At 72.8% G+C, this 13,176-nt stretch carries 9 protein-coding genes and 3 pseudogenes; 8 read left to right on the top strand and 4 right to left on the bottom strand.

Annotated elements, in window-relative coordinates; genetic code table 11:
- A pseudogene (locus tag IH13_RS37305) lies at positions 1-1,253 on the top strand (succinic semialdehyde dehydrogenase); the annotation flags it as partial.
- A 63-nt stretch (positions 1,254-1,316) separates the two neighbouring features.
- Positions 1,317-3,371 carry a GMC oxidoreductase gene (locus IH13_RS0112525; protein WP_420713351.1) on the top strand — a complete coding sequence of 685 codons (2,055 nt, stop codon included), beginning with the start codon at positions 1,317-1,319 and terminating at the stop codon, positions 3,369-3,371.
- Here the strand turns inward: IH13_RS0112525 and IH13_RS0112520 are convergent.
- Both IH13_RS0112520 and IH13_RS0112515 read right to left on the bottom strand, forming a co-directional pair.
- Positions 3,304-4,260: pseudogene (locus tag IH13_RS0112520) on the bottom strand (peptidase); the annotation flags it as partial. The gene IH13_RS0112525 and the pseudogene IH13_RS0112520 sit on opposite strands and share 68 nt — an antisense overlap.
- A 529-nt stretch (positions 4,261-4,789) precedes the next feature.
- Entirely contained in the window at positions 4,790-5,095 is a 306-nt protein-coding gene (locus tag IH13_RS0112515) for a chorismate mutase (RefSeq protein ID WP_031083831.1), read from the bottom strand.
- 314 nt (positions 5,096-5,409) lie between these two features.
- Between IH13_RS0112515 and guaA the strand changes: the two genes are divergently transcribed.
- The 4 genes and pseudogenes from guaA to IH13_RS0112495 all read left to right on the top strand — a co-directional run bounded on the left by guaA (position 5,410) and on the right by IH13_RS0112495 (position 9,360).
- Complete coding sequence (gene guaA / locus IH13_RS0112510; protein WP_031083830.1) at positions 5,410-7,002, top strand: glutamine-hydrolyzing GMP synthase; 1,593 nt, start codon at positions 5,410-5,412, stop codon at positions 7,000-7,002.
- A gap of 283 nt (positions 7,003-7,285) precedes the next feature.
- Positions 7,286-7,381 (top strand): annotated as a pseudogene (locus IH13_RS45760) (SAM-dependent methyltransferase); the annotation flags it as partial.
- A gap of 129 nt (positions 7,382-7,510) precedes the next feature.
- Positions 7,511-8,779 carry a hypothetical protein gene (locus IH13_RS0112500; protein WP_031083829.1) on the top strand — a complete coding sequence of 423 codons (1,269 nt, stop codon included), beginning with the start codon at positions 7,511-7,513 and terminating at the stop codon, positions 8,777-8,779.
- Positions 8,780-8,850: 71 nt separating this feature from the next.
- Positions 8,851-9,360 carry a DoxX family protein gene (locus IH13_RS0112495; protein ID WP_031083828.1) on the top strand — a complete coding sequence of 170 codons (510 nt, stop codon included), beginning with the start codon at positions 8,851-8,853 and terminating at the stop codon, positions 9,358-9,360.
- Here IH13_RS0112495 and IH13_RS44550 read toward each other — a convergent pair.
- Complete coding sequence (locus IH13_RS44550; protein WP_082317583.1) at positions 9,267-9,530, bottom strand: hypothetical protein; 264 nt, start codon at positions 9,528-9,530, stop codon at positions 9,267-9,269. The genes IH13_RS0112495 and IH13_RS44550 overlap by 94 nt on opposite strands.
- On the bottom strand, positions 9,517-10,851 hold the full coding sequence (locus IH13_RS0112490; protein WP_031083827.1) for a PspC domain-containing protein: 1,335 nt from the start codon (positions 10,849-10,851) through the stop codon (positions 9,517-9,519). Before IH13_RS0112490 ends, IH13_RS44550 begins: the two co-directional genes overlap by 14 nt.
- A gap of 230 nt (positions 10,852-11,081) precedes the next feature.
- Here IH13_RS0112490 and IH13_RS0112485 point away from each other — a divergent pair, with 230 nt between their 5' ends.
- Together IH13_RS0112485 and IH13_RS0112480 are read left to right on the top strand one after the other, a co-directional pair.
- Positions 11,082-12,368: an ATP-binding protein gene (locus IH13_RS0112485; RefSeq protein ID WP_031083826.1), complete on the top strand. Its 1,287-nt coding sequence runs from the start codon at positions 11,082-11,084 to the stop codon at positions 12,366-12,368.
- Complete coding sequence (locus IH13_RS0112480; protein WP_031083825.1) at positions 12,365-13,060, top strand: LuxR C-terminal-related transcriptional regulator; 696 nt, start codon at positions 12,365-12,367, stop codon at positions 13,058-13,060. Before IH13_RS0112485 ends, IH13_RS0112480 begins: the two co-directional genes overlap by 4 nt.
- Positions 13,061-13,176 lie beyond the last annotated feature (116 nt).

Genomic DNA, 13,176 nt, shown 5'->3' with positions numbered 1-13,176 from the left:
GGCGGTCGCCGTCTCCGCCCGGCACTACGGCCGCCGGGCCGCCGCCTATCTGAGGCCCAGGCGGCACACCGGGGTCGTCCCGGCCCTGACGAAGGTCACCGAGCTGCGCCAGCCGCGCGGGGTCGTCGGCCAGATCGCCCCCTGGAACTACCCTCTGGAGCTCTCCGTCGGCGACGCGCTGCCGGCCTTCGTCTCGGGCAACGCCGTCGTCATGAAGCCTGACACCGAGACCGCGTTGACCGCACTGTGGGCCCGTGACCTGCTGATCGAGGCCGGGCTGCCCCCCGAGGTGTTCCAGGTGGTGCTCGGCGAGGGTCCCGTCGTCGGGCCCGAGGTCGTCGCGCGCGCCGACTACGTCTCCTTCACCGGATCGACCCGCACCGGCCGTGACGTCGCCCAGCGGGCCGCCGCCCGGCTGGTGGGCGTCTCGCTCGAACTGGGCGGCAAGAACCCGATGCTCGTCCTCGCGGACGCCGACGTGGAGAAGGCCGCCGCGGGCGCCGTCCGCGCCTGCTTCTCCTCCGCCGGACAGCTCTGCATCTCCATCGAGCGGCTGTACGTCCACGAGTCGGTCGCGGACGCCTTCGTGGAGCGCTTCGCCGCGCGGACGAAGGCGATGCGCCTCGGCAACTCCCTCGCCTACGGGGCCGACATGGGATCACTCGTGGGCGAGCGGCAGCTGGAGACCGTCAGCCGGCACGTCAGTGAGGCCGTCGAGAAGGGCGCCACCCTGGTCGCCGGCGGGGTCGCCCGCCCCGACATCGGCCCGCTCTTCTACGAGCCGACCATCCTGGACCACGTCCAGGAGCCGATGGCCGTCTGCACCGAGGAGACCTTCGGACCCGTCGTCTCCCTCTACCGCTTCACCGACGAGGACGAGGCGGTCGCCCTGGCCAACGCCACCCCGTACGGTCTCAACGCCAGTGTCTGGACCGAGGACTCCCGGCGGGGACACCGGATCGCGGCCCGGCTGCGGGCCGGCACCGTCAACATCAACGAGGGGTACGCGTCCGCCTACGTACGAGGGGTACGCGTCCGCCTACGGCAGCGTCCGGTCCCCGATGGGCGGCATGAAGGACTCCGGTCTCGGCCGGCGGCACGGCTCCGAGGGCATCCTCAAGTACACCGAGGCCCAGACCGTCGCCCAGCAGCGGCTGATGCCGCTCGCCCCGGCCTTCGGGATGGACGACGAGAAGTACGCCGCCCTCATGAGCCGCAGCCTCAGGGCGATGAAGGCCTTCCGGCTCCGCTGACCCGTCCCGCCCTCTTCCCCGCCCCGTTCCCCGTACCCCCGGCCTTTCTTCCCTAGGAGAGCCATGCCCCAGGACAGCCCTGCCCGGAAACCGGCCACCGCGGCCGTCGCGGCTGCGGACGACGCCGCGTACGACTACGACGTCCTCGTCGTCGGATCGGGCTTCGGCGGCGCTGTCTCGGCCCTGCGGCTGAGCGAGAAGGGCTACCGGGTCGGCGTCCTGGAGGCGGGCCGCCGCTTCACCCGCGAGACCCTTCCCAAGAACTCCTGGGACATCAAGAACTACCTGTGGGCCCCGGCGCTCGGCCTGTTCGGCATCCAGCGGGTGCACCTGCTCGGCAAGGTGATGGTGCTGGCCGGCGCCGGTGTCGGCGGCGGCTCCCTCAACTACGCCAACACCCTGTACGTGCCGCCCGCGCAGTTCTTCGAGGACCGCCAGTGGGCCGGCATCACCGACTGGCAGGACGAACTGGCCCCCCACTACGACCAGGCGAAGCGGATGCTGGGGGTGCGGCTCAACCCGACCATGACCCCCGCGGACGTCCACCTCAAGGCCGCCGCCGAGGCCATGGGCGTCGGCGGCACCTTCCACTTCGCGCCGGTCGGTGTCTTCTTCGGCGACGGGAAGGACGCCGACGGCGCCGCCCGGGCGAAGCCCGGCGCGGAGGTCGCCGACCCCTACTTCGGGGGCGCGGGCCCCGCCCGCCGGGCCTGCTCGGAGTGCGGCGAGTGCATGACGGGCTGCCGCCACGGAGCGAAGAACACCCTCAACGAGAACTACCTGTACCTGGCGCAGAAGGCCGGAGCGGTCGTCCGCCCGATGACCTCCGTCGTCGCCGTCACCGACGACCCGGACGGCGGCTACCGGGTGTCCACGGTGCCGACGCACCGCCGCCGCACGGCGAAGCCCACCGTGCTGCGCGCCCGCAAGGTGGTCGTGGCGGCGGGCACGTACGGCACCCAGACCCTGCTGCACACCATGAAGGACCGGGGCCTGCTGCCGCGGCTCTCGGCGCGGCTCGGCGAGCTGACCCGGACCAACTCCGAGGGACTGGTCGGCGCGCAGACCAGCGACCGCCGCTACCGCAGGAAGCACGGCGTCGCGAAGGCCGACTTCACCAAGGGCGTCGCCATCACCTCCTCGGTCCACCCGGACCAGAACACCCACATCGAACCCGTCCGGTACGGCAGGGGCTCCAACGCCATGGGCGCGCTGACCGTCCTCCAGGTCCCCTACGGCCCGCACCGGGTGCTGGGCTGGCTCGGCAACGTGGCCAGACACCCGCTGCTCACCGCGCGGTCGCTGTCCAACCGGCGCTGGTCCGAGCGGACCATCATCGGACTCGTCATGCAGTCGCTGGACAACTCCCTGACCGCGTACCGCAAACCGGGCGGCCTCGGCAAGGGGCTGCTCACCGCCCGGCAGGGCCACGGTGCCCCCAACCCGACGCAGATAGCGGAGGCGACCCAGGGCGCCGCGCTGCTCGCCCAGGAGATCAACGGCTTCGCCGGCTCGAACATCGGGGAGCTGATGGGCACCCCCCTCACCGCCCACTTCCTCGGCGGCTGCCCGATCGGCGCCGACGCCGAGAGCGGCGTCATCGACCCGTACCACCGGCTCTACGGCCACCCGGGGATCTCCGTGGTGGACGGTTCGGCGGTCTCCGCCAACCTCGGCGTCAACCCGTCACTGACGATCACCGCGCAGGCGGAACGAGCCATGTCGTTCTGGCCCAACAAGGGCGAGGCGGACCCGCGCCCGGCCCAGGGTGAGGCGTACGAGCGGCCTGCCGTTCCTGGGGATGCCGGCCGTGCCCCCGAAGGCCGTGCCCCCGAAGAGGGCCGCCACCGACGTCTGAACCGGCGCCCCGCGCGGGGCCGGACGCCGGACGCCGACGCGACGGACGCCGAAGGGGCCGCACCTCGCGCTCTCCGGGTGCGGCCCCTCAGGTGTTCAGCGGTCTCCGTGTGGCGTACGCGCCTTACGCGGCGGCGTCACCGCCGGCACGGCGGCGTACGACGAACATCGCGCCGGCACCGAGCACCACGGCCGCGCCGCCCGCGAGGGCGATCATCGACGTCGAGGAGGAGGAACCGGTCTCGGCGAGGCTGCCCGTGAGCTGGGCGGTACCGGCGTTCGGCTTCGTCGTCGACGGGACGGGGATCTTGCCGCCCTCCTGGGGCTTGGAGCCGTCCTCGTCACCGGCCTCGACGATCTGGAACTTGTAGCTGACGTCCGTGAAGCACGGCGCGGACACGACGTCCTCACCGAAGACGAGCCCGCCGCCGAGGCTGAAGCCCGCGCCCACCGGGGCGCTCTTCTTCACCTTGACGCGCAGCGGGATGTCGACCTCGTAGCCCGGCTTGATCACGTCGGTCGCCCCGACGATGCCCGCCGTCAGGCCCTCCTCGGACACGTCCTCCCAGGTCCCCTCGTTGAGGGCCTGGAGTTCGACCTGCTTCGTGGTGAAGAGGTCGTCGCCGTGCTTGTCCGTCGAGGCGCCCGCGAAGAACAGGACGTTGTTCACGGTGGTCTTCGAGTCGTTGTAGGCGTTCAGCTGGAACGTGTGCCAGCCGCTGCCCCGGACGATCTTGCCGGCGAGTCCCTTGATGGAGAGCTCCAGCGGGCGGGGCTCGCACGCCAGGGGCTCCCCGTCCTCCTCGGGGTCCGTGTCCTCGGACGGTGTGGCGGACGGCTTCGGGGAGGCGGGGGCCGAGGTGGACGGGGTGGCGGACGGAGCCGTGCCGTCCTCCCCGGTCTCACCGCCCCCACCGGGCTTCTCGGCCTCCTCGGTCTCCTCCGTGTCCCCCGGCGTCTCGGACGCGTCGGTGTCCGGAGAGGGCGAGGCCGTCTCCGTGGACGAGGTCTCCGCGTCGGACGGGGAGGCGGACGGGTCCGGGGCGGTGGTCTCGGCCTCGGTCGTCGTGGTCTTCGGCTCGGCGTACGCGGCCGACGCCGAGAGGAGCACGGCGGGGGTGATGACGGCGGTGGCAGCGGCGAGCGCCATGGTGCGGCGAAGCTTCATGTGGGGCCTCAACGGGTCCGTGGTACCGCGTGGGTTGCGGTACGGCGAAAGTGGGCGGCCTGCCGTTGTGGGGCACGGAACGAGCCGGTGTTCGCCAGAGATGACCTGTGAACCGGGTCAACGGTTGCCCACGGACTCACAGAATCTTTATGTGGCGCCCGCCACATCCTGTGCGGCATGTGGCGTGCGGGGGCGGAGGGGGCGGCCCGCCGGCGCGCTCGTCCCTCATGCCGCGGGCGGCCGGCCCCGGGCGTCCCCGGGGCCGGCCGCACACGAGTGACCGGGCTGCTGTCCCCTGCCGACCGGTCACAGCCGGAACGCGGTCCCACGACGTACCCGAGGTGCGTCACACGTCCCGGCGGAGCCACGCGTGGATCTCTCACTGCCGCCCCTGGCTGGCACGGACACCCGGACCAACGAGGCCTCCACGGGGCCGGTCACGCGCCGTACGGGTGAGAGCGGGCCCGAACGCGGGTGCGGCCGTACAGCCTTCCCGCCGCCCCCCGGGACGTCACACCCGGCCGCGGCACAGCTCCAGGAGCGTCATGGCGAGGGCCGTGCCCGGCTTGCCCAGGGCGTCGCTGTAGTGGCCGAGGACGTCCATCTCCCGGGAGAGGTTCACCCGGCGGCCCCCGGACGTAATCCTCGCCTCCTGGATCACCGCGGAGACCGCCATGCGTTCCTGGACGAGGCCGATGATCCGGTCGTCCAGGGCGTCGATGCGCGTCCTGGCATCGCCGATCAGCAGGGCGGCCTCCTCGGTGCGCGCGCCGGTCTGCTCGGCGGCCGTCTTCGTGGGTGCGGTGGTGGTGGTCATCGGTGACTCCCGGTGGGATGCGGCTCCCCGGGCCGACCGCCCCGCAACGCCGAGGCGCCCCGGGCCTGTCGGCCCGGGGCGCCTGGAAAGGTGCGTGTCAGTTGCTCAGACAGCACGACCATGGCAGCCGGCGGGCCGGGTGCCATAGGTAAAGACGAAGGTCGTGTGCTGACGCATGGGCACAAGTATGGACCCCGTCGCGGCACCGGGTCCAACGCCCGGCCGCATCGTGAGACGGGAGCCCGGTGGGGAAAAGTCGCGGGCCCGGTAGAATCGGGAGGACACACCCCTCTCCACCGCCGGAAGGCCGCCCAGTGCCAGCAGCACCCCCCGCCGCCCCCGACAGCACCACCGACGTGGTTCTCGTAGTCGACTTCGGCGCACAGTACGCCCAGCTCATCGCCCGCCGGGTCCGTGAGGCCCGGGTCTACAGCGAGATCGTCCCGTCCACCATGCCGGTGGCCGAGATGCTGTCCAAGAACCCGCGCGCGATCATCCTGTCGGGCGGTCCGTCCTCGGTGTACGCGGAGGGGGCGCCCAGCCTGGACCGGGCGCTGTTCGAGGCCGGGGTCCCGGTCTTCGGCATGTGTTACGGCTTCCAGCTGATGGCCACCACCCTCGGCGGCACGGTCGACGACAACGGGGCGCGTGAGTACGGCCGCACCCCGCTCACCGTCTCCAAGTCCGGCTCCACCCTCTTCGAGGGCACGCCCGCCGAGCAGTCCGTGTGGATGTCGCACGGCGACGCCTGCTCCGCCGCCCCCGAGGGCTTCACCGTCACCGCGTCCACGGACGTCGTGCCGGTCGCCGCCTTCGAGAACGACGAGAAGAAGCTCTACGGCGTCCAGTACCACCCGGAGGTCATGCACTCGACCCACGGCCAGCAGGTCCTGGAGCACTTCCTCTACCGGGGCGCGGGCATCGAGCCGACCTGGACGACCACCAACGTGGTCGAGGAGCAGGTCGCCCTGATCCGCGAGCAGGTCGGCACCAAGCGCGCCATCTGCGGCCTCTCCGGCGGGGTGGACTCGGCGGTCGCCGCGGCCCTCGTGCAGAAGGCCATCGGCTCCCAGCTCACCTGCGTGTACGTCGACCACGGTCTGATGCGCAAGGGCGAGAGCGAGCAGGTCGAGAAGGACTTCGTGGCGTCCACCGGCGTCAAGCTCAAGGTCGTGGACGCCGAGAAGCGCTTCCTCGACGCGCTCGCCGGGGTGTCCGACCCGGAGCAGAAGCGGAAGATCATCGGCCGGGAGTTCATCCGGGTCTTCGAGCAGGCCCAGGCCGAGATCGTGGCCGAGGCCGCGGAGGGCGAGGACGTCGCCTTCCTCGTCCAGGGGACCCTCTACCCGGACGTGGTGGAGTCCGGCGGCGGCACCGGTACCGCCAACATCAAGTCGCACCACAACGTGGGCGGCCTCCCCGAGGACATCGAGTTCCAGCTCGTCGAGCCGCTGCGCCAGCTGTTCAAGGACGAGGTCCGGATGGTCGGCCAGGAGCTCGGCCTCCCGGAGGAGATCGTCCAGCGCCAGCCGTTCCCCGGCCCCGGCCTCGGTATCCGTATCGTCGGCGAGGTCACCAAGGAGCGGCTCGACCTGCTGCGCGAGGCCGACGCCATCGCCCGCGAGGAGCTGACCGCGGCCGGCCTGGACCGTGACATCTGGCAGTGCCCGGTGGTCCTGCTCGCGGACGTGCGCAGCGTCGGCGTCCAGGGCGACGGCCGGACCTACGGCCACCCGATCGTGCTGCGCCCGGTCTCCTCCGAGGACGCGATGACGGCCGACTGGTCGCGTCTGCCGTACGAGACGCTGGCGAAGATCTCCACGCGCATCACCAACGAGGTCGCCGAGGTCAACCGCGTGGTGCTCGACGTGACGAGCAAGCCGCCGGGGACCATCGAGTGGGAGTGACTCCCCTCCTTCGGACCCTCTGAGGTCAAATACCGGTGCCGTCGCCCGTTCGTTCGGGCGGCGGCACCGTCGTGTGCGCCGGGTACGCCGGCCGAGGAGACGAGCCTCTGCCGCACGGCAGCGACAATGAGTGCCGCTCCCGACGACACGGAGCTGTACAGCCGGGGCCGGTGAACGCGCTGTCCAGGGGCGGCCGGGCGTGCCAGGCTGAGGAGCATGTCCGCCGACGACGTACGCGCCCTCATGTCCGCCCCGGGCAACGACCGCCTGATCTGGAACATCCGCCGAGGTGACCGCGGCCGTCGACGCCCGGCGCACCGGATACTACGGCGGACACCGCGGGACGCCGGGTCTCGCCCACCTCGTCCTCGGCGCCTGAGAATCGCACATATGTGCAAGGGTTGCCCCCGGGCTGCCCCGATGTGGGCGGATCCCGCTCCGTACGGCACAATTCGCAGAAATCACAGGTGAGTTGGTTGTACCGGGGCGGGAAAGGGTGGCGTTCTCCGTGGCGTTGGACGAAGCGAGGGCGAAGGGTACGCACGCAGGCGGCTGCACGTGCGGCGACTGCCCGCACGGAGCGCGCGAGGGGCACCGCCGGGCCGTGGCGGCCTTCCTGGCCAAACGGGACGAACTGGCCACCGGCACGGGGCTGCCCGCCGGGGTCGCCCGGTCCGCCTCGGCGTCCCGCCAGTGGGTGTCGGACGAGCTGACCGAGTCGGCCCGTACGCTCGCCGAGCGCGGCCGGGAGGCCGGCGACGCCTGGCTCCACACCGTCCGGCAGCGCACCCTGCTCATCGTCTGGGGCGCCGTCGTCCTGCTGGCGCTCGGCGAGCTGGTCACCGCCGTCGGCGCCGGCTGGTCCACCGCCCGCACGGCGGGTCTGGTCGCCGGGCTGGTCACGGCGGCCCTGCTCACCGCCGCGGCCCACGTGCACCGGGCCCGCGGCGGGCTGCTCGCCCCACTGATCGGCGAGGACAACCGGCTCTCCACCTCCCGCGCGGTCGCCGCCTCCTGGGTGCTGCTCGCCGTCTTCGCGGTGCTCGTCCTCGCCCTCCAACTGGCCGGGGCCTCCGCCCACGCGGACCGCGACGCCCTGATCGAGGGGCTGGACCTGGTCCGCTCGGCCGGGGTGCTCACCGTGCTCGCGCTGGTGTGCGCCGTCGCCGTCGTCGTGCGCCGGGTGGTGACCGTACGCGTCCTGGACCGGCGGCTCCAGAAGCTGCGGGCCGACCGCCCCCGGGCCGCCGACCTGCTCACCGACGACTCCGGGCGCGGCAGCTTCACGGATGTGCAGTACGTGCTGGTCAGCACCGTCGCCGTGCTGTTCGCCGCGGTCCGTCTCGCCCGGCGCCCCGAGCAACTGCCGGACCTCCCCTGGGGCCTGGCCCTGCTGGTGGCCGTCTCCGCGGCGACGTACTTCGCCGGGAAGTACGCGGAGGGCGGCCGGCCCGTCGTCCTGTCGGTGGTCCGGGCCAGGGAGGCCGGGGACCTGGACGCCCCGATCCGGACCGGGGACGACATCGAGATCCGGGGCGCCGGATTCGTACCGCCCGGCGCGGGCACCCCGGACCGCCTCGCCCGGGTCGTCGTGCGGATCGGCCGGGTGCACGTCCACGTACCGCTGGTCCCGGTCGCCGGGGGCTTCGCCAATCCGGCCGACACGGTGCTGACCGTGCCCGTGCCGGTCGAGGTCGAACCGGGCGTCGTGGACGTGCAGGTCATCACCGCGGCGGGGGTGGAGACCGAGCCCTGCGCGATCGACGTCACGGACTGACCCACCGGGTGCGCCGCTGAGCCCCCGCCCTCCGTATGGTCTGTTGAAGGATCAATGGAAGGTGGGCAGTGATGCAGGGGTACGGAACAGGGGCTTACGGGCTGCGGGAGCCGAGGGGCGTCCGGGACCTGGCGCGGCGGTACGCGCTGCTGCCCCTGCGGATCTTTCTCGGCGTCACCTTCGTCTACGCGGGTCTCGACAAGCTGACGGACGGCGCGTTCCTGTCGGCGAGCGGCCCCGGATCGATCGGCGAGCTGATGCGGTCGGTCCGCGACGGCTCCGCGGTCCCGGCCCTGGTCGACCTGGGGCTCAAGAGCCCCGAGGGCTTCGGGTACGCCCTCGCCACCGGGGAACTCCTCGTCGGTCTCGGCGCCCTGCTGGGCCTGTGGACCCGGATCGCGGCGCTCGGCGGCGCCCTGATCTCGCTGACCCTGTGGCTGACGGTGAGCTGGCAGTCCACGCCGTACTACTACGGCAACGACCTGGCCTACCTCATGGCCTGGCTGCCGCTGCTGCTCGCCGGCGCGGAGGTCCTCTCCGCCGACGCGTTCCTCATGTCCCGGCGGCGGCGCATCCGGTAGCTCACCCACGTCACCGTCGCCGCGAGCCAGAGTCCGCCGAGGAACAGCGGAAGGACGAACGTCCACGGCACGCGCCAGGCCCCGGCCGCGTCCGCCGCGTAGCCGCCCGCCAGGGCGAGCAGGACGAGGCCCGCGACCGCGCGGCCGGGACGGAACTCATGACGTGGCACGGGTGACCTCCACCTGTCCGATGCCGACTTCCAGCTTCAGCTCGACCGTGCCCGCGGGCTTGCTGTCCTCCACGGGACCGAAGGTACGCCGGGTGTGCAGGCCGGTGGCCAGGCGTACCCCGTCGGGATCCGAGGTGAACAGCCGGATGTCCCCCAGGCCGGCCTGGGCGTCCACCTCCACCGTCACCCCGTTCGGCACGACGACCCGTGCGGTGCCCGCCCCGACCGTGACGTGGGTGCGCACGGTCTCGCCGACCGGGACGGTGAGGTGGGACAGGTCGAGCTTCGCCACCCCGGCGCCCAGTTCGTACTGCGGCCGGACCGTGGTGACGCCGGCCGGCCGCCACTCCTCGCGCACCCAGTCGGTGCCGATCTCCTTCGGTACGGCCGACGCCCCGGCCAGCAGCCCCGCCGTGATCACGGCCAGCACGATCGTGCCGAAGCCGGTCCGGCCGACGAAGGAGGCGACCAGCAGACCGAGGCCGAACACCGCGAGGGCCGAGGCGAGGCCGAACTGCAGGCTCGTCCCCAGCGGGTGGGTCTCCCAGGTCAGTCCCGTGCCCAGGCCGCCCGCGACCAGTGCGAGCAGGAAGACCAGTCCACCGATCGACCGCGGCCCCCGGGTCTCCCGCGTACAGGACGGGGCGCGGAAGGGGTCGGCCGCCGTCGCCTCGGGCCGACGGGGCGTACCCGCGCCCGGCGTCCGGTCCGCCGGGCCCCACAGGTACCCGGTGCCCACCGGCCCGGTCGTGCCGTCCTTGACGATCGGGTCACGCCACCACGACGGACTGCCCGGCGTGGGCGGCGCCTTCACCTCGGGCGGTGCGCCGTGCGCCGGGGCGTGCGCGGGGGCCCCCGGGGGGTGGGACGTGACGCGGGACGGTTCCTCGGGGGCCGCCGTCCCGCGGTGCTGGGTCCAGACCACGAAGCCGATGACCGCCAGGGACAGCATCGCGGCGAAGGTGAGCATCCCGCCGTTGTGCAGCATCGACAGCAGCAGGCCGCAGCCCACCAGCGCCATGAGCAGCGCGATCAGCGACGCGCCCTCCACCCGGCCGGACAGGAGCTTGCGCCCCTCGTTCTCCTCCTCGCCCTCCAGGGGGAGGAGGAGCCAGGCGAAGCCGTAGAAGATGAGACCGATGCCGCCGGTGACCGAGAGGACACCGACCACGATCCGGAAGATCACCGGGTCCACGTCGCAGTACCGGCCCAGCCCGCCGCACACACCGGCCACGGCCTTCTGCCGTGGGCTGCGCTGCAACGGGGGCCTGGGCCCGGGGTCCGGCGCGACACCGGGGGCGGTGTCCTGGGGAACGGTCATGGGTCCATGGTGACGGCCCGTACCTCCCGGCGGGACCCTGGGCGACCCTGGTCGGTCCCTGATATCGGCCCTGGGGGGCGGCGCCCCGGGCCGCACCCCCCGCCCGGGGCCTCGCAGCCGCCCCGGGGCCTCGGGGTGCCCGGGGTCCTCAGGGGTGCCCGGGGTCCTCAGGGTTGCCTCCGGGGCGGACCCTGATGCCGGTACCGGCCGCCGCGTGTGACCATCGGTCCATGCCATCCGCCACCACCCGAGCACCGAGCTCCCCCGCACCGGACCTGGAGGAGCCGTCGCCGCGCAAGCTGTACCGCAGCGCCGACGGCCGGCTGCTCGGCGGTGTCGCGCGCGGGCTCGGCGGTCATGTGGGACTGCCGGTGGCCTGGGTCCGGTTCCTGTTCCTCGGGCTGTTCTTCGCGGACGGGCTCGGCGCCCTGCTCTACGCGGTGTTCTGGATCGTGGTCCCGCTCGGGGTGGGTGGGGTCGAGGCCCCCCGGTCCGTCTTCGAGACCGCCCCGGACGGCCGGCGCCGGCTCCGCAAGCCGGACAGGGGCCAGGTCTTCGCGCTGGTCGCCCTGATGATCGGTGCCGCGACCTTCGCCGGCAACGTCGACATGGGCAACGGGGCGGACCGGTACATCTGGCCGACCCTGCTGATCGGCGCGGGCTCGGTCCTGGTGTGGCGCCAGGCCGACAACGCGCGCCGCGCCCGCTGGATGGAGGTCGGCCGCCGCCGCCGGGTCCTGCAACTGGCCCGGGGCCTGGCGGGGGTGGCCCTCGTCGGGCTCGGCCTGGCGGTCTTCATGGTGGTCCGCGGCTCGGCCGCCCAGCTCGGCAACGTACTGACCGCCGCGATCGCCGTGCTCACCGGCATCGCGCTGCTGGCCGGCCCCTATCTCGTACGGATGACCCAGGACCTCTCCGAGGAGCGCCTGATGCGCATCCGCGCACAGGAACGCGCGGAGGTCGCCGCCCACGTCCACGACTCCGTCCTGCACACCCTCACCCTGATCCAGCGCAACGCCGACGACGGCGGCGAGGTCCGCAGGCTCGCCCGCGCCCAGGAACGGGAGCTGAGGAACTGGCTGTACAACCCGGAGGGCACCGGCAAGGACGAGGCCGACGAACCCGAGACGCTCGCCGAGGCCGTCAAGCGCGCCGCCGCCGAGGTCGAGGACAAGCACGGGGTCCCGCTGGAGGTCGTCGTGGTCGGTGACTGCCCGCTCGACGAGAAGCTGGCGGCACAGATGCAGGCCGCGCGTGAGGCGATGGTCAACGCCGCCAAGTACGGTGGCGAGGGCGGTGCCGTGCAGGTCTTCGCCGAGGTGGAGGGGAACACGGTCTTCGTCTCCGTACGGGACCGGGGGCCGGGCTTCGACCTGGACGCCGTCCCGGACGACAGGATGGGCGTACGGGAGTCGATCATCGGCCGGATGCAGCGCAACGGCGGCACGGCGCGGCTGCGTTCGGTGCCCGGTGGGGGCACCGAAGTCGAGCTGGAGATGGAGAGGGCGGGTCAATGACCGAGAACACCGAAGCGACCGCGGGTCCGGAGCGCCGGGTACGGGTCGTGCTCGTCGACGACCACCGGATGTTCCGCACCGGGGTCCAGGCCGAGATCGGCCGCACCGAGGAGACCGGTGTGGAGGTCGTCGGCGAGGCCGCCGACGTCGACCAGGCGGTCACCGTGATCACGGCGACCCGCCCCGAGGTCGTCCTCCTCGACGTCCATCTGCCCGGCGGCGGCGGTGTCGAGGTGCTGCGCCGGTGCGCCCCGATGATGGGCGCGGTCCAGGACCCGGTGCGCTTCCTGGCGCTCTCGGTGTCGGACGCCGCCGAGGACGTCATCGGCGTCATCCGGGGCGGCGCCCGCGGATACGTCACCAAGACGATCACCGGGAGCGACCTGGTCGACTCGGTCTTCCGGGTCCAGGAGGGCGACGCGGTGTTCTCGCCGCGGCTGGCCGGCTTCGTGCTCGACGCCTTCGCCTCGACGGACGCGCCCCCGGTCGACGAGGACCTGGACCGGCTGACCCAGCGCGAGCGGGAGGTGCTGCGGCTGATCGCCCGCGGGTACGCGTACAAGGAGATCGCCAAGCAGCTCTTCATCTCCGTGAAGACGGTCGAGTCCCACGTCTCGGCGGTGCTGCGCAAGCTCCAGCTCTCCAACCGCCACGAGCTGACCCGGTGGGCGACGGCGCGACGGCTGGTCTGAGGGCCTGTCAGTTCCCGGACGTGAGGGTGAGGGCGGCCTTCTCGCCGACCCGGCGGTAGCCGATGCCCGCGTAGATCCGCTCGACGTCCGGGCCGCCGGGTTCCAGCCAGACGGTG

Source organism: Streptomyces sp. NRRL WC-3549, assembly GCF_000721935.1.
In the GTDB taxonomy this organism is placed as follows: Bacteria; Actinomycetota; Actinomycetes; order Streptomycetales; family Streptomycetaceae; genus Streptomyces.
Note: the sequence above shows the minus strand (reverse complement) of the source record. Positions and strands in the feature narration are given on the sequence as shown.